Here is a 16153-nt window from a genome sequence, read left to right on the forward strand (position 1 = left end):
CCCATAGGATCTGAGGTGCGCGCCCTTGCGCGCCTCGAAGGATGGGCCGCAAAGCGCCCGTGGCCCATCCTTCGAGGCTTCACCTTGCGATGCAATTGCATCGCAAGGCTCGCACCTCAGGATGACGTCGGTGTGTGTGGCTAATGCCCATGATCCGGCAGCGTCACCCCGAACACCTTGACCAAATCCGTCACCTGCTCCGCCGACAAATACCGCGGGTTCATCCCCCGCAGCAGCAGGTACAGCTTTGCCGTCTCCTCCAGCTCCTCCGTCGCGAACACCGCGGCCTCCAGCGTATCGCCGGCGACCACCGGGCCGTGATTGGCGAGCAGCACCGACGAATATTTCCCCGCCAGCCCTTTGATCGCATCGGCGACCGCGGGATCACCGGGGCGGTAATAGGGCACGAGCGCGGTGGCGCCGCATTTCATCAGATAATAGGCCGTCATCGGCGGCAGAGCGGCGCGCGGGTCGATCTCCGGCAGCATCGAGAGCGCGACCGAATGGGTCGAGTGCAGATGCACGATCGCGCGTGCACTTTCGCGCGTGTCGTAGAGTGCTGTGTGCAGCGGAACTTCCTTGGTGGGCGCATCACCTGAGAGGAGGCGCCCCCGTCCATCCAGCCGCGACAGCCGCGCCGGGTCGAGGAAGCCGAGGGAGGCATTGGTGGGCGTCACTAGCCATCCGCCATCATGCATCTTGACGCTGATATTGCCGGAGGAGCCAGGCGTCAGCCCGCGCTCGAACAGGGAACGCCCGAAGCGGCAGATGTCCTCGCGAAGCCGTGTCTCGCTCATGGCCGTCATGCCTGCTTGTCTCACGCTTTGGCAGCGCGGCCAAGCCGTGTTATTCGATGCCATGAGCTGCCGCAAAGGGCGGCCGTCCGGGAAACGTTCGTAAGGATCAACCGCATGTCCGCCTCCGCGTCACAAGATCAGCGCATCGCCGTCATCGGGCTCGGCTCGATGGGCTTCGGCATGGCGACTTCGCTGAAAAAGACAGGCTTTGCCGTCACCGGCTGCGACGTCTCCACCGATGCGGTGGCGCGCTTCGTCAAGGACGGCGGTGCCGGCGCCAAGACTCCGGCCGAGGCGGCCAAGGACGCCGACGTCGTGGTTAGCGTCGTCGTGAATGCCGCGCAGACCGAAGCGGTGCTGTTCGGCAAGGACGGCGCCGCCGAGACGATGCCGAAGGACAGCGTCTTCATCTCCTCCGCCACCATGGATCCCGACGTGGCGCGCCGTCTCGCCAAGCAGCTGGAGGCGACCGGCCGGCATTACCTCGATGCACCGATCTCCGGCGGCGCACAGCGCGCCGCGCAGGGCGAGCTGACGATCCTTGCTTCCGGCAGTGCGGCTGCCTTTTCGAAAGCGCGACCGGCGCTCGATGCCATGGCTGCCAAGCTCTACGAACTCGGCGATGCCGCGGGGCAGGGCGCTGCATTCAAGATGATCAATCAATTGCTTGCCGGCGTGCATATCGCCGCTGCCTCGGAGGCGATCGCGTTCGCCGCCAAGCAGGGCCTCGACATCAGCAAGGTCTACGAGGTGATCACGGCGTCCGCCGGCAATTCCTGGATGTTTGAGAACCGCATGCCGCACGTGCTTGACGGCGACTATACGCCGCGCAGCGCGGTCGAGATCTTCGTCAAGGACCTCGGCATCATCCAGGATATGGCGCGCACCGCCAGATTCCCGGTGCCGGTCTCGGCTGCGGCCCTCCAGATGTTCCTGATGACGTCAGCCGCCGGCATGGGCCGCGACGATGACGCGTCGGTGGCGCGGATGTATGCGCAAGTCACCGGCGTCAAGTTGCCCGGCGACAAATAAGACAAATAAGGAAGAGGATCCAATGCCCCGTTTCGCCGCCAACCTCTCAATGATGTTCACCGAGGTGCCGTTCCTCGACCGCTTTGATGCAGCAGCCCAAGCCGGCTTCACGGCCGTCGAGTTCCTCTTTCCCTACGAGCATCCGGCCGAGGCGGTCGGCGAGCGGCTGAAGCGCAACGGCCTGACGCAAGCCTTGTTCAACCTGCCACCGGGCGACTGGAATGCCGGCGAGAAGGGGTTTGCCGCACTGCCGGCGCGCTTCGCCGATCTCAAGGCGAGCCTCGAGACCGCGCTGCCCTACGCCAAGGCCACCGGCGTCAAGCGCCTGCACCTGATGGCCGGCATCGCCAATCGCGGCGAGCGCGTCGCGATCGAGGCGTTCTACAAGTCGGTGGCGTGGGCCGCGGAGTTCTTCGGACCGCACGGCATCGACATCGTGCTCGAGCCGATCAATTCACGCAACGTGCCCGGCTACTTCCTCAACGATTTCGGCTTCGCGCGCGATCTGATCCACGAGCTGCGGCTTCCGAATCTGAAGCTGCAGTTCGACATCTATCACTGCCAGATCATCCATGGCGACGTCACCATGCGGCTGCGCGAGATGATGCCGATCATCGGCCACGTCCAGATCGCCAGCATTCCCTCGCGCAATGAGCCCGACGGCGAGGAGCTGAACTATCCGTTCCTGTTCGCCGAACTCGACCGGCTCGGCTATGCCGGCTTCGTCGGTTGCGAATACAATCCGCGCGGCAAGACCACCGACGGTCTTGCCTGGTTCAAGCCTTATGCGGGAGTAAAGCCGTGACACTTGCAGCGAGACTATCTCTTGGCTGCATCGCCGACGATTACACCGGCGCCTCCGATCTCGCCAACACGCTGACGCGCGCGGGCCTGCGCACCGTGCAGACCATCGGCGTGCCCGCGGACGATCTCGCGCTGCCCGAGGTAGACGCCGTCGTGGTGTCGCTGAAGAGCCGCTCGATCGAGGCGGGCCTTGCCGTGTCGCGCTCGCGCGCGGCGGAGGCATGGCTGCGCGGTCGCGGCGCAGGCCACGTGCTGTTCAAGATCTGCTCGACCTTCGATTCCACCGATGCCGGCAACATCGGCCCGGTAATGGACGCGCTGCGTGCCGATTCTGGCGAGGCCGTCGTGCTGGTGACGCCGGCCTTCCCGGAGACCGGCCGCACCGTCTACCAGGGCAATTTGTTCGTCGGTGCCGTGCCGTTGAACGAGAGCCCGCTGAAGGACCATCCGCTCAACCCAATGCGTGATTCCAACCTGGTGCGCGTGCTGGCTCGGCAGAGCAAGACGCAAATCGGCCTCGTCGACCTCGCGACCGTCACGCGCGGGGCGGATGCCGTGCGGGCGCGCCTTGCCGAATTGTCGGGCAAGGGCATCGGAGCCGCCGTCATCGACGCCGTGTTCGATCGCGACCTCGAAACCATCGGCCTCGTTGCGGCCGGGCACCGGTTGTCTGTCGGCGCCTCCGGCATTGGTTTGGGACTAGCGCGGGCGCTGGTGTCGACGGGCGAGGTCAAATCGACAACGGCAAGCAGCGCGGCGGGGGCTCCGGTCGGCGGATCGGCGGCCTGCCTTGCTGGAAGCTGCTCGCAGGCCACGCTTCAGCAGATCGCCAAGGCAGAAGCCGTCATGCCGGTGCTTCATCTGGATCCGGACGGTATCATTACGGGGGCGGGCGAGGCGCAGCGCGCGCTGGAATGGGCCAAGCCGCGAGTAGTCGATGGTCCGGTCCTGATCGCGTCGAGTTCGGCGTCGGATCAGGTCGCAGCGCTCCAGGCGCGCCACGGCCGCGACGCGGTCGGCCTCGCCATCGAGCACGCAATGGCTGATATCGCCGAGGGGCTGGTGCAGGCCGGCGTCAAGCGCTTGGTCGTTGCCGGCGGGGAGACGTCCGGTGCGGTGGTCGATCGGTTGAAGATTCCCGGTTTTCTCGTCGGAGTAGAAATCGCCGCGGGCGTTCCGGTGCTGCGCGCGGTCGGTGCTGAAAAAGGCGACATGTTGCTTGCTTTGAAGTCCGGAAATTTCGGCGGTGCCGAGTTTTTCACGGATGCGCTTGGACTCATGCGCTGAGCGCAGAGCATTCTTAGCCCCATGTTGTTTCGGGCTTCCGTACTCGTACGGAGTCGTAGTTAACATCTGCTCAGGTGCTCTGTTGTCTGATGTCGGCGCTGCTCCCTTTGTTTGGTTCGTAAGACGTCCGGACGCGCGCCCGCGCCAGTACAAAGAGACCCACTATGCTCTACCAAATCTCCATCCGCGCCAAGATCATCAGCGTCGTGGCGTTCCTGCTGGTTGCGATGACCGGCATGGGTCTGCTCGCCGTCACGAAGATGCGGGCGATGAACGCCAATGCGGTCGACATCACCGCGAACTGGATGCCGAGCGTGCGGGTGCTGGGAGATCTCAGGGCCGGCGTCATCACCTATCGCAACGTGATCCGCGAGCACATGCTGGCGGAGACTCTTGAAGAGAAGCTGGCGGCCGAAAAGACGCTGGCCAGCGTGGTCGAGGCCAACACCAAATTCCGCAATGCGTACGAGCCCATGATTACCTCGTCTGAGGAGCGGGCGCTGTACAACGAGTGGGCCAAGCTCTGGGACGCCTACAAGCAGGGCACCCAGGAAGTCATGGCGATCTCGCGCAAGGAAGCCGGCAAGGTACCGCACGAGGCGCACGAGCTGAACACCAAGACCGTCAACAAGATCGGACTGCAGGCTGACGAGGTCCTGCGTAAGGATGTCGAACTCAACACCAAGGGTGGCGATCAGGCGGCTCAGGACGCCGCGGACAGCTATTTCTCTGCATTCATGCTGGTTTCGATCATCCTCGGTGCGGCGGTCGTGGTCGGCATCGGCGTCGGCTTCTATCTCGTTCACGACGTCTCCAGCGGCATCAACTCCATCATTCGGCCGATGCAGGCGCTGGGCAAGAGTGACCTCGGCGCCGAAGTCCCGCATCGCGGCGAGAAGACCGAGATCGGCGTCATGGCCGACGTGCTTCAGATCTTCAAGGAGGCCCTGATCGCCAAGAAGGCGGCCGATGAAGCGGCTGCCGCCGATGCCGAAGCCAAGATCGAGCGCGGCCGCCGCGTCGACAACGTCACCCGCGAATTCGAAACGATGATCGGCGAGATCGTGCAGACGGTATCCTCGGCCTCGACCCAGCTCGAAGCCTCCGCCTCGACACTGACCTCGACCGCCGACCGCTCCCAGCGGCTGGCGACCACGGTCGCGGCAGCTTCGGAAGAGGCCTCCACCAACGTGCAGTCGGTGGCCTCGGCGACGGAGGAGATGGCCTCCTCGGTCGGCGAGATCAGCCGGCAGATGCAGGAATCGGCGCGGATGGCGGGCGACGCAGTCGGCCAGGCGCGCACGACCACCGAGCGCGTGAGCGAGCTGTCCAAGGCGGCCTCCCGCATCGGCGATGTCGTCGAGCTGATCAACACCATCGCCGGCCAGACCAACCTGCTCGCGCTGAACGCGACCATCGAGGCGGCGCGCGCCGGCGAGGCAGGCCGCGGCTTCGCGGTGGTGGCTTCCGAGGTGAAGGCGCTCGCCGAACAGACCGCGAAGGCAACCGGCGAGATCGGCCAGCAGATCTCCGGCATCCAGGCGGCGACCAACGACTCGGTCGGCGCGATCAAGGAGATCTCCTCGACTATCGAACGTCTGTCGGAAATCTCCTCGGCCATTGCGGCTGCGGTGGAAGAGCAGGGCGCGGCGACCCAGGAGATCGCCCGCAACGTGCAGCAGGCAGCCCAAGGCACCCAGCAGGTCTCCTCCAACATCACCGACGTGCAGCGGGGCGCGACCGAGACCGGCACGGCCTCCTCGCAGGTGCTGTCGGCAGCGCAGATGCTGTCGAACGACTCGAGCCGGCTAAAGTCCGAGGTCAGCAAATTCCTGACCAACGTCCGCGCGGCGTAAGCGCGCAATTGCAGCGAGCAATGCTCCCCGGCGCCGCTCGTCTACGTTGACGAGGCGGTTGCAATGTCGCGGGCGCAAGCTGCATAGCTGCGATGCCTATTTTGCAGCGCGGTAGCACGGAAGTGAATGCGGAAGTGTCGCCGGAGGTTAGCGTTTTCGGCGGTGCTCGGGTAAAGGGGGAAGAAGATCCGCGTGCGGGCGGATTCCGTATCCTCGCTTGACCTGGAATTGCCTCGCGAATGATTGCTCTGGTCCGTATTGCCCTGAGCCGACCCTATACGTTTGTCGTGCTGGCGCTCCTGCTCCTGATCATCGGACCGCTTGCCGCGCTGCGGACGCCGACCGACATCTTTCCGGACATCCGCATTCCCGTGATCGGCGTGGTCTGGCAGTACACCGGCCTGCCGCCGGACCAGATGTCCGGTCGCATCACCACGCCGTTCCAGCGGGCGCTGACGACCACCGTCAACGACATCGAGCACATCACGGCCAATTCCTATAACGGCTTTGGCATCATCAAGATCTTCTTTCAGCCCAATGTCGACATCCGCACCGCCAACGCCCAGGTCACCGCGATCTCGCAGACGTTGCTGAAGCAGATGCCGCCGGGTGCGACGCCGCCTTTGATCCTGAACTACTCGGCTTCGACGGTGCCGATCATCCAGGTGGCACTGTCGGGCGAGGGGCTGACCGAACAGAACCTCGCCGACATCGGCATCAACCAGCTCCGCACGCCGCTCGTCACCGTGCCCGGCGCGGCGATCCCGTATCCGTTCGGCGGCAAGCAGCGCCAGGTCCAGATCGATCTCGACCCGACCGCGCTTCAGGCCCGCGGCCTGTCCGGCCAGGACGTCGCGAACGCGCTGGCCGCGCAAAACCTGATCACGCCGGTCGGAACCCAGAAGATCGGCACCTTCGAGTACAACATCCAGCTCAACAACTCGCCGCTGAAGATCGAGGAGCTCGGCAATCTGCCGATCAAGACCGTCAATGGCGCGATGGTCTATGTGCGCGACGTTGCGACCGTGCGCGACGGCAATCCGCCACAGACCAACATCGTCCATGTCGATGGCAACCGTTCGGTGCTGATGATGGTCTTGAAGGCGGGTGCGACCTCGACGCTCGACATCATCGCGGGTATCAAGCAGAAGGTGATCGACGTCAAGGATCAGCTGCCGGACGCGCTGAAGATCGGCTTCATCGGCGACCAGTCGGTGTTCGTCCGCGGCGCGATCCAAGGCGTCGCCGTCGAGGGCGTGATCGCGGCGCTGCTCACCAGCGTGATGATCCTGCTGTTCCTCGGCAGCTGGCGCTCCACCGTGATCATCGCGGTCTCGATCCCGCTGTCGGTGCTAGGCGCCATCATCATGCTGTCAGCGATCGGCGAGACGTTGAACATCATGACGCTGGGCGGGCTTGCGCTTGCCGTCGGCATCCTGGTCGACGACGCCACGGTCACAATCGAGAACATCAACTACCATCTGGAACAAGGTAAGCCCGTCGAGCAGTCGATCCTCGACGGCGCCAACCAGATCGTAACGCCGGCCTTCGTTTCGCTGCTCTGCATCTGCATCGTGTTCGTGCCGATGTTCTTCCTCACCGGCGTCGCGCGCTTCCTGTTCGTGCCGATGGCCGAAGCTGTCATGTTCGCGATGATCTGGTCGTTCCTGCTGTCGCGCACGCTGGTGCCGACCATGGCCAATTATCTGTTGCAGTCGCATGTGCATCACGAGGGCGCGCCGCCGACATCGCGTAATCCGCTGGTGTGGTTCCAGCGCGGCTTCGAGGCGCGCTTCGAGCGCATTCGCGGCGGTTACCACAACTCTCTCGGGCTCGCATTGGCCCACCGCGCGGTGTTCGTGATCGGTTTTGTGTGCGTTGTCGGTGCGTCCTTCGCGCTGGTGCCGTTCTTGGGGCGCAACTTCTTCCCGGCGGTCGATGCCGGCAACATCCTGATGCATGTCCGCACCCAGGTCGGCACCCGCGTCGAGGAGACCGCCAACCAGCTCGCTGACGTGCAGAAGGCGATCCGCAAGCTGATCCCCGGCGAAATCGAGACGCTGACCGACAACATTGGCATGCCCATCTCCGGCATCAACATGACCTACAACAACACCGGCGTGATCGGCCCGCAGGACGGCGATATCCAGATCAAGCTGAAGGAGGGCCATAAGCCGACCGAGGAGCACGTGCGCGTGCTGCGCGAGCAGTTGCCGCGGCTGTTCCCCGGCGTCAGCTTTGCCTTCCTGCCGGCCGACATCGTCAGCCAGATCCTGAATTTTGGCGCGCCGGCTCCGATCGACCTCCAGATTCGCGGCGCCAATGCCCAGGCCAACTTCGCCTACGCCAACACCTTGCTGGCCAAGGTCCGGCGTATTCCGGGCATCGCCGACGCGCGCATCCAGCAGTCGCCGAACAATCCGACCTTCAACATCGATGTCGACCGCACCCGCGCGCAATATGTCGGACTGACCGAGCGCGATGTCACCAACAGCCTCGTGGTCAATCTGGCCGGCTCCTCGCAGGTGGCGCCGACCTACTACCTCAACCCCGATAACGGCGTGTCCTACTCCATCGTGATGCAGACGCCGCAGTACCAGATCGATTCGCTCAGCGCGCTGCAGACGCTGCCGATCACGGCGACCGGCAACTCGCAGTCGCCGATCCTCGGCGGCATCGCCGACATCAAGCGATCGACGTCGAGCGCGGTGGTGTCGCAATATGACATTCAGACGCTGGTGCAGATTTTTGCCACCACATCGGGCCGGGACCTCGGCGCGGTCGCCGCCGACATCCGGCAGGTGATCGCCGATACCGCCAAGGAGGTGCCGAGGGGCTCATCCGTTGCGCTGCTCGGCCAGGTTCAGACCATGAACAGTGCCTTCACCGGCCTGGTGTTCGGCCTGCTGGCGGCGGTCGTGCTGATCTACTTCCTGATCGTCGTGAACTTCCAGTCCTGGTCCGATCCGTTCGTCATTATCACGGCGCTGCCGGCCGCACTTGCCGGCATCGTCTGGATGCTGTTCACGACCGAGACGACACTGTCGGTGCCGGCGCTGACCGGCGCCATCATGTGCATGGGCGTTGCCACCGCCAACAGTGTGCTCGTGATCTCTTTCGCCCGCGAGCGCTATGAGCAGCTCGGCGATCCCATCGCAGCCGCGCTCGAAGCCGGCTTCGTGCGGTTCCGCCCGGTGCTGATGACCGCGCTCGCCATGATCATCGGCATGGCGCCGATGGCCTTGGGACTAGGCGAGGGAGGCGAGCAGAATGCGCCGCTCGGCCGCGCTGTGATCGGCGGCCTGATCTTTGCAACCTTCGCCACACTGATGTTTGTTCCCGTGGTGTTCAGCATGGTTCACAAGAAACAAGGCGCCAAAGCTGCCGCCTCATCGGAGACTTCGCATGTCGCCCACTGAACCACGCTCACCGGCGTCGCGCCGGAAACTGGGCATATTCGGCGTGGTGGCGCTGATCGCGGCAGGCCTCGTGGTCGGCACTGGCATCCGGGCTCGCGAGGAGCAGGGCTCCAGGCTGAAGGAATGGACCGACGATCAGGCCGTCCCCAGCGTCGCGGTGACCCTGCCCAATGCCAAGTCCCGCAATGCCACCCTCGATCTGCCGGGTCGCCTCGAGGCGTACTATCGCGCGCCCATCTTCGCCCGCGTCTCGGGCTATCTGAAGAGCTGGAGCGCCGACATCGGCGCCCGCGTCAAGGCCGGCCAAGTGATTGCCGAGATAGAGGCGCCCGACCTCGACCAGCAGCTCTTGCAGGCCCGTGCCGACCTCGCCAGCCAGCAGGCCAGCGCAAGGCTGTCGGAGGCGACGCTGAACCGGCGCAAGACGCTGGTCGCCTCCAACTTCGTCTCCGCCCAGGAGATCGACGAGCGCACCGCCGATCTCTCCAACAAGAACGCGGCCGTCCATTCCGGGCAGGCCAATGTCGAGCGGCTTGAGGCGCTGGCCGGCTACAAGAAGATCACGGTGCCATTCGACGGCGTGGTCACCGCGCGCGACACCGACGTCGGTGCGCTGATCAACGCGGGCGGCGGCTCGGGCCCGGCGATGTTCGTGGTCTCCGACATCACCAAGCTGCGGGTCTATGTCAACGTGCCGCAGAATTACGTGCCGGCGATCAAGATCGGCGCCAAGGCCGTCATCGTGCTGCCGGAGTATCCGAACCGGACCTTCCAGGCGACGGTGGAGGCTTCTTCACAAGCCGTCGACGTCGCCTCCGGCACCACGCGCATGCAGCTTGGGTTGGACAATGCCAGCGGAGAACTGATGCCCGGCGGTTATGCCAGCGTGAAGCTCAGTCTCGAGCGCGATGCCGCGCCGCTGAGCATTCCCGCCAGCGCCCTGATCTTCAACGGCAGCGGCCTGCGCGTCGCCACCGTCGGCGGAGACGACAAGGTGCTGTTCAAAGCCGTGACGATCGCACGTGATCTCGGCCGCGAGATCGAACTCGCCTCGGGCATAGCGCCCGACGACCGCGTCATCACGGCCCCGCCGGACGGTCTGTCCGATGGCGAGCATGTGCGCGTGGCCGGCGCCAAGGGCAAGCCGGCGACGGCGTCGGAGAAGCAGGCGCCGAAGGGGTAGGCTGATCTCGTAGGGTGGGCAAAGCGGAGCGTGCCCACCATCACCTGGCCGCGGAGAAGAGCGGTGGGCACGGCGCAAAGTGCGCCTTTGCCCACCCTACAAGAGCTAAGCCACCCGCCATTCCGGCACGCCGTCGGCGGCCATCTTGATCTCGCCGAGCGAGCCGACCGGCGTACGTTCCGTATCGAGCAGATGTGCCAGCGTGGCGCTGTCGCTTGCGGGGATCCGCGCAAGGGTCCGCCGGTCATCTGCCGTACGCAGCATGACGACGCCGTGTTCGACGTCGCCTCCGCGGCCGTAAAGCACCGTAAAGCTCTCGACGCTGCCCTTGCCGCTGACCTCCGTATCGAACTCCGGCACCGCGCGCTTGTTGCGCTCGGCCTCCGCCTGCACGCTCGTCTCCTGCGCCAGCGCCTCGCGCGGCGGCGTCTTCGAGACCGCCAATGCATGATGCTTGGTGACGAAGCCGCCCTGTCCATAGAGCAGGCCGAGCCTTGCGCCGTCGCGCAGGCGCCGCACCATCGCGCAGGCCGCATGCGTCATATAGGTGTTGAGCGGCGCGCCGAAGAAGGTGAGCCCGCCGGTCACGGTCGGCTGCACGTCGGCGCCAAGGCCGAGCGTCCGCCGCGCCATCTTGGGGACGCAAGGAAAGCAGCTGTAGAGCTCGATCGCGTCGAACTTCTTGCCGTCACCACCGGCGAGGTCCATCACGGCTTTCAGCACCGCGTTCTGCGGATGGCTCTCATAGAACTGGTCGCGCAAGAGATAGTCGCGCGCCTCTTCCGCCGAGGCGCCACCCAGCGGGTAGACCAGCTTGTCTTCCGCGATGCCGGCCGCACGTGCTTTGGCAAGGCTGGTGAGCAGCAGCGCGCCGCCCATGTTGACCATGGGGTTGGCCACCATTAGCTTTGTATAGGGCCACGCGATCAGGCGGTTATCCGCAGTCGGCGTCGTGATCTCGTCCGGCGCAAAGCACCGCTTCAGCCAGGCGTTGGGATTTTGCGCGGCGGCCCCCGAATAGCGCGACCACAACGTTCCCGACTCTTCCATCGCCTCGCGCGGCGTCTGGCCCCAATGTGCCGACGTCGCCGCTTCGTAGAACGGATAGACGGTCACAGGCCGGAACACGCCGAGCTTCACCGCCAGCGGCTTCTGGAACGCCGCGCCGCGCTTCGGCTCCTCGACGTCATGCGCAAACGGCGTCCACGGCAGCTTTGCGCCGGCGCGTTCGGCCTTGGTTGCAGTCGACTGCGCCTCCGCGCCGCAGACAGCGGCAACGCTGCATTCGCCGCGCGCAATGCGTTGCGCCGCCTCGTGGATGTAGCGGATCGGGCTCTCGCCGCCGACCGGGCCGTAATAGCAATGTGAGGGCGTAATGCCGAGGCGCTGCGCCAGCAGCTTCTCCGGATCGCGATAGCGCCAGCTCAGGAAGTTGACGACGTCGAGCGACTGCGCCTCGCCGAGCAGCTTCGCGCCGGCATCCGCTTCCGCGCGGCGCAGCGCCTGTTCGAGCAGGTCGAGCGGCTCGAGTCCGTCGGTAATCTCCTTCGGGCGGTCGACGATCTCGCCGACGCCAGCGATGACGGGGATGTGGTCAGGGGAGGTAGGAGATTTTGTCATTCTTGCTTCACATTCTAGATCTTGATCACGCCGCCGCCCTTCGAGGCCTCCGCTACGCTACGGCGCCTCAGGGTGACGGCTACGGGTAGAGCGTCATCCTGAGGTGCGAGGCCAGCGGCGCATCTGCGCTGCTGGCCGAGCCTCGAAGGATGGGCCGCAGGCGACTACTCCGCCACCAGCGCATTCATGTGCTCGACGGCTTCGGCAAAGTCTTCCTTGAACTCCTGCACCACGGCACCCGCCGACTTTACGCTGTCGATCAGGCCGACGCCCTGGCCGACAAAATAGCTGACGAGATCGCGCGCCTTGACGTTGCCGCTCGCCGCCGCGCGGTCGATCGCGTTGAAGGCATCGCGGCTGATGATGCTTTGAAGCGGCATCGGCAGCGCGCCCGGGCTCTCCGGCGCGCGGTCCCAGGCATCGGTCCACACCGAACGCAGCTGCCGCGCCGGTTTGCCGGTGCGGCCCTTCGATCGCACCGCCTCGCGCGAGGACGCTGCGATCATCTTCTCGCGAAAGATCTCAGTGGTCTCGGCCTCGACGGTCGCAAGCCACACAGAGCCAGTCCAGGCGCCGGCCGCGCCCATCGCCATGCAGGCCGCCATCTGCCGTCCCGTCATGATGCCGCCAGCGGCGAGCACCGGCACATCGCGGATCGCTTTGATCGCCTTGATCACCTCGGGCACCAGCACCATGGTCGAGACCTCGCCGCAATGGCCGCCGGCCTCGGTGCCTTGCACCACGAGGATATCGACGCCGGCTGCGACCTGGCGCAGCGCGTGCTCCTTGGCGCCGACCAGGGCCGCGACGGGCACGCCATGCGTCCTGCCCATTTCGATCATGGCCTTGGGCGGAACGCCCAGAGCGTTCGCAATCAGCCGGATCGGATGGCGGAAGGACACCTCGAGCAGTTCCAGCGCATTTCTGGCATCGAACGGCTGCGGCTGGTTGTCCGCGACACTGGTCGTTGTGAGCTCGATGTCGTACTTCTTCAGGAGATCGCTTGTGTAGTCGCGGTGCTCCTGCGGCACCCGCGCCTCCAGACTCTTCCAGGTGACGTCCTTCTCGCCTGCGGTGGACATGTTTTCGGGGATCAGCACGTCGATGCCGTAGGGCTTGCCATCGACGTGCGCGTCGATCCATTTCAGCTCGCGCTCGAGTGTGTCCGGCGTATGCACGGTGGCGCCGAGCACGCCGAAGCCACCGGCGCGGCTGACGGCGGCAACGACGTCCCGGCAATGGCTGAAGGCGAACAGCGGGAACTCGATCCCCAGCATGTCGCAGATCGGCGATTTCATGGCTCTCTCCCGGCAGCCGCCCCGCGTTGCTGTTGTTGCTCTCTTTGGCGAAGGCTCATCGACGCTAGATCATCGTCTTGCGCAATGCCAATCCGGATTTGATGGTGCATCTTGCGTGCACACGCCGTCGGCAGTGCGCCTGGTCCAGGAGCTCCTCGGCACGGTCAAGCTGCATGACACGGGCGTGAGCTCCGCGCCTCGTGCAGATCGGGCGGCCTTGCCATCGGCCATTTGCGGGCTAATTAATGCAGACGCATCTTTTCGCCGGAGTCCGTTGCATGACCGATGTCCCCGCCTACGTACCGCCTAAAGTCTGGACCTGGAATAAGGAGAATGGCGGCCAGTTTGCCAACATCAACCGCCCGGTCGCCGGTCCCACCCACGACAAGGAGCTGCCGGTCGGCCGCCATCCGTTCCAGCTCTATTCGCTGGCGACGCCGAATGGCGTGAAGGTCACGGTGATGCTGGAGGAGCTTTTGGCGCTGGGCCACAAGGGCGCCGAATACGACGCCTGGCTCATCAACATCGGCAAGGGTGAGCAGTTCGGCAGCGGTTTCGTCGACATCAATCCGAACTCGAAGATCCCGGCGCTGATGGACCGTTCCGGCCCCGAGCCGATCCGCGTATTCGAGTCCGGGTCGATCCTGTTCTACCTCGCGGAAAAATTCGGCGCCTTCCTGCCGAAGGACATCAAGACCCGCACCGAGGCCATGTCCTGGCTATTCTGGCAGATGGGCAGCGCGCCCTATCTCGGCGGCGGCTTCGGCCATTTCTACGCTTACGCGCCGAGCAAGATCGAATACGCCATCGACCGTTTCGCGATGGAGACCAAGCGCCAGCTCGACGTGCTTGATCGACGGCTCGCCGACAACGCTTACCTGGCGGGCAGCGAGTACACCATCGCCGACATTGCGGTGTGGCCGTGGTACGGCGCGCTCGCCAAGGGGCTGGTCTATGGCGCCGGCGAGTTCTTGTCGGTGAAGGACTACAAGAACGTGCAGCGCTGGACCGATGAGATCGCCAAGCGCCCGGCCGTGAAGCGCGGCCGCATGGTCAACCGCGTCTCCGGCGATCCCGCAAGCCAGCTCCACGAACGCCACGATGCCAGCGATTTCGACACCAAGACGCAGGACAAGATCGGCGAAGTGGCTGCTGCGTCGTAGCCGCATCTCTGACTATCGTAGGGTGGGCAAAGCGAAGCGTGCCCACCGCCCTGTGCGGGAAAGTGTGATGGTGGGCACGGCGCGCCAACAGCGCGACTTTGCTCACCCTACGGCAGGGCTGCACTAGGCGAAACCTCACGCCATGCTCAGCTCGTGGCGTCCGACCACCATCCAGTGCACCTCGTCCGGACCATCCGCAAAACGCAGGTGGCGCACGTCCTGATACATCTCGGCGAGCGGGGTCCAGTGCGAGATGCCGGTAGCGCCATGCATCTGGATCGCCTGGTCGATGATCTTGCAGGCGCGCTCCGGCACCATGGCCTTGACCATGGAGACCCAGACGCGGGCCTCCTTGTTGCCGAGCACGTCCATCGCCTTCGCCGCCTTCAGCACCATCAGCCGCATCGCCTCGATCTCGCAGCGCGCCTGCGCGATGATCTGCATGTTGCCGCCAAGATGGGCGATCTTCTTGCCGAAGGCTTCGCGGGTCAGCCCCCGCTGCACCATTAAATCGAGCGCCTTCTCGGCCTTGCCGATGGTGCGCATGCAGTGATGGATGCGGCCAGGTCCAAGGCGGAGCTGCGAGATCTCGAAGCCGCGGCCTTCGCCGAGCAGGATGTTCTCCTTGGGCACCCGGACATTATTGAAGCGCATGTGCATGTGGCCGCGCGGGGCGTGGTCCTGGCCGAACACGTACATCGGACCGAGTACCTCGACGCCGGGCGTGTCCCGCGACACCAGGATCTGTGACTGCTGCTTGCTCGGCGCCGCATCCGGATTGGTCTTCACCATCACGATGAGGATCTTGCAGCGGGGATCGCCGAGGCCGGAGATGTAATACTTTTCGCCGTTGATGACCCATTCGTCGCCGACGAGCTTTGCCGTCGTCGAGATGTTCTTGGCATCGGACGAGGCGACGTTCGGCTCGGTCATGACATAGGCCGAGCGGATCTCGCCGTTCATCAGCGGCTTCAGCCACTTCTCCTTCTGCTCCTTGGTGCCGACGCGCTCCAGCACCTCCATGTTGCCGGTGTCGGGCGCCGAGCAGTTCATGGTCTCGGAGGCCAGCGGGCTCTTGCCGAGCTCCGAGGCGATATAGGCGTAGTCGAGATTCTTCAGGCCCTGGCCGGTCTCGTCGTCGGGCAGGAAGAAGTTCCAGAGGCCTTCCTGCTTGGCCTTGTTCTTGGCCCTCTCCAGCACATCGAGCTGCTTCGGCGTAAAGCTCCAGCGGTCTTCCTTGCTCTCACCGGCCTTGTTGAACTCGATCGACATCGGCTCGACGGTGTCGCGAATGAATTTCTTGACGTGGTCGTAGAGCGGCCGGACCTGGTCCGACATACGCAAATCATTGAGCTCGTCGCCGGGATTGAGCGTGTAGTTGGTGGTGCGGGGAATGTAGGTGTGTTTCATTGTTCCTCCCGGAGTCGCTGAGACTATTGGGCCGCAGAATAGTCGCAGCGCGGCCAAAGCGCGAGCGTGCATTTTTCACGCGAGTCATACCACGCGATGGAATTTCGCGAGGGCGTTTGAAATGTTGTTTGAACGGGCGAGATCTCTCGCCGACGTCGTCCCGGACAAGCGCGCCTCAAGCGCGCGCAGATCCGGGATCCATAACCACAGGCAGGCGTAGTTACGGGGACTCGGAGTCACCTGCTTCGCGCAATAATTTGCCCCGGTGGTTATGGGTCCCGGCC

The 16153-nt window shown here is 64.7% G+C and carries 12 protein-coding genes; 7 read left to right on the forward strand and 5 right to left on the reverse strand.

The annotated features are described in order from the left end of the window. Positions 1 to 140: 140 nt before the first annotated feature. Positions 141 to 797, reverse strand: a complete 657-nt coding sequence (otnC, locus tag FXV83_RS36805; protein WP_488226267.1) for a 3-oxo-tetronate 4-phosphate decarboxylase — start codon at positions 795 to 797, stop codon at positions 141 to 143. Here otnC and ltnD point away from each other — a divergent pair. The 6 genes from ltnD (at position 693) to FXV83_RS36835 (ending at position 10378) form a co-directional block, all read left to right on the forward strand. Beyond that, the gene (gene ltnD, locus FXV83_RS36810; protein ID WP_283811743.1) at positions 693 to 1829 is read left to right on the forward strand and encodes an L-threonate dehydrogenase; all 1137 of its coding nucleotides are present in this window, start codon (positions 693 to 695) and stop codon (positions 1827 to 1829) included. The genes otnC and ltnD overlap by 105 nt on opposite strands. A gap of 22 nt (positions 1830 to 1851) precedes the next feature. After that, positions 1852 to 2634, forward strand: coding sequence for a 2-oxo-tetronate isomerase (otnI, locus tag FXV83_RS36815; RefSeq protein ID WP_148744548.1), 783 nt, complete (start codon positions 1852 to 1854; stop codon positions 2632 to 2634). Continuing rightward, positions 2631 to 3920 carry a 3-oxo-tetronate kinase gene (gene otnK, locus FXV83_RS36820; RefSeq protein ID WP_148744550.1) on the forward strand — a complete coding sequence of 430 codons (1290 nt, stop codon included), beginning with the start codon at positions 2631 to 2633 and terminating at the stop codon, positions 3918 to 3920. The genes otnI and otnK overlap by 4 nt, the downstream gene beginning before the upstream one ends. A 164-nt stretch (positions 3921 to 4084) precedes the next feature. Next, positions 4085 to 5776 carry a methyl-accepting chemotaxis protein gene (locus FXV83_RS36825; RefSeq protein WP_148744552.1) on the forward strand — a complete coding sequence of 564 codons (1692 nt, stop codon included), beginning with the start codon at positions 4085 to 4087 and terminating at the stop codon, positions 5774 to 5776. A 239-nt stretch (positions 5777 to 6015) separates the two neighbouring features. Continuing rightward, positions 6016 to 9195: an efflux RND transporter permease subunit gene (locus FXV83_RS36830; protein WP_148744554.1), complete on the forward strand. Its 3180-nt coding sequence runs from the start codon at positions 6016 to 6018 to the stop codon at positions 9193 to 9195. Continuing rightward, complete coding sequence (locus tag FXV83_RS36835) at positions 9182 to 10378, forward strand: efflux RND transporter periplasmic adaptor subunit (protein ID WP_148744556.1); 1197 nt, start codon at positions 9182 to 9184, stop codon at positions 10376 to 10378. The genes FXV83_RS36830 and FXV83_RS36835 overlap by 14 nt, the downstream gene beginning before the upstream one ends. 105 nt (positions 10379 to 10483) lie before the next feature. Here FXV83_RS36835 and FXV83_RS36840 read toward each other — a convergent pair whose 3' ends face one another. Both FXV83_RS36840 and FXV83_RS36845 read right to left on the reverse strand, forming a co-directional pair. Then, positions 10484 to 11998 (reverse strand): acetyl-CoA acetyltransferase, encoded by a 1515-nt coding sequence (locus FXV83_RS36840; RefSeq protein WP_148744558.1) that lies wholly within the window; start codon positions 11996 to 11998, stop codon positions 10484 to 10486. Positions 11999 to 12162: 164 nt separating this feature from the next. Further along, positions 12163 to 13296: a nitronate monooxygenase gene (locus FXV83_RS36845; protein WP_148744561.1), complete on the reverse strand. Its 1134-nt coding sequence runs from the start codon at positions 13294 to 13296 to the stop codon at positions 12163 to 12165. Between the two features lie 278 nt (positions 13297 to 13574). On the opposite strand from FXV83_RS36845, the gene yghU reads away from it, so the two are divergent. Further along, a complete protein-coding gene (yghU, locus tag FXV83_RS36850) occupies positions 13575 to 14459 on the forward strand; it encodes a glutathione-dependent disulfide-bond oxidoreductase (protein ID WP_148744563.1) in 885 nt (294 codons plus the stop codon). Between the two features lie 135 nt (positions 14460 to 14594). Here the strand turns inward: yghU and FXV83_RS36855 are convergent, their stop codons facing one another. Continuing rightward, entirely contained in the window at positions 14595 to 15869 is a 1275-nt protein-coding gene (locus FXV83_RS36855; RefSeq protein ID WP_148744565.1) for an acyl-CoA dehydrogenase family protein, read from the reverse strand. A gap of 84 nt (positions 15870 to 15953) precedes the next feature. After that, a partial coding sequence (locus FXV83_RS43620) for a hypothetical protein (protein WP_210250783.1) occupies positions 15954 to 16153 on the reverse strand: 200 nt, incomplete at its 5' end.

The organism is Bradyrhizobium hipponense, assembly GCF_008123965.1.
GTDB classification, from domain to species: Bacteria; Pseudomonadota; Alphaproteobacteria; order Rhizobiales; family Xanthobacteraceae; genus Bradyrhizobium; species Bradyrhizobium hipponense.

Excerpts from the sequence above, each read along its gene's own strand:
- FXV83_RS36840 (WP_148744558.1), bottom strand. The coding sequence starts at position 11,998 with ATGACAAAATCTCCTACCTCCCCTGACCACATCCCCGTCATCGCTGGC.
- FXV83_RS36830 (WP_148744554.1), top strand. The coding sequence starts at position 6,016 with ATGATTGCTCTGGTCCGTATTGCCCTGAGCCGACCCTATACGTTTGTC.
- ltnD (WP_283811743.1), top strand. The coding sequence starts at position 693 with ATGCATCTTGACGCTGATATTGCCGGAGGAGCCAGGCGTCAGCCCGCG.
- FXV83_RS36825 (WP_148744552.1), top strand. The coding sequence starts at position 4,085 with ATGCTCTACCAAATCTCCATCCGCGCCAAGATCATCAGCGTCGTGGCG.
- FXV83_RS36855 (WP_148744565.1), bottom strand. The coding sequence starts at position 15,869 with ATGAAACACACCTACATTCCCCGCACCACCAACTACACGCTCAATCCC.
- otnI (WP_148744548.1), top strand. The coding sequence starts at position 1,852 with ATGCCCCGTTTCGCCGCCAACCTCTCAATGATGTTCACCGAGGTGCCG.
- FXV83_RS36835 (WP_148744556.1), top strand. The coding sequence starts at position 9,182 with ATGTCGCCCACTGAACCACGCTCACCGGCGTCGCGCCGGAAACTGGGC.
- yghU (WP_148744563.1), top strand. The coding sequence starts at position 13,575 with ATGACCGATGTCCCCGCCTACGTACCGCCTAAAGTCTGGACCTGGAAT.
- FXV83_RS36845 (WP_148744561.1), bottom strand. The coding sequence starts at position 13,296 with ATGAAATCGCCGATCTGCGACATGCTGGGGATCGAGTTCCCGCTGTTC.
- otnC (WP_488226267.1), bottom strand. The coding sequence starts at position 797 with ATGAGCGAGACACGGCTTCGCGAGGACATCTGCCGCTTCGGGCGTTCC.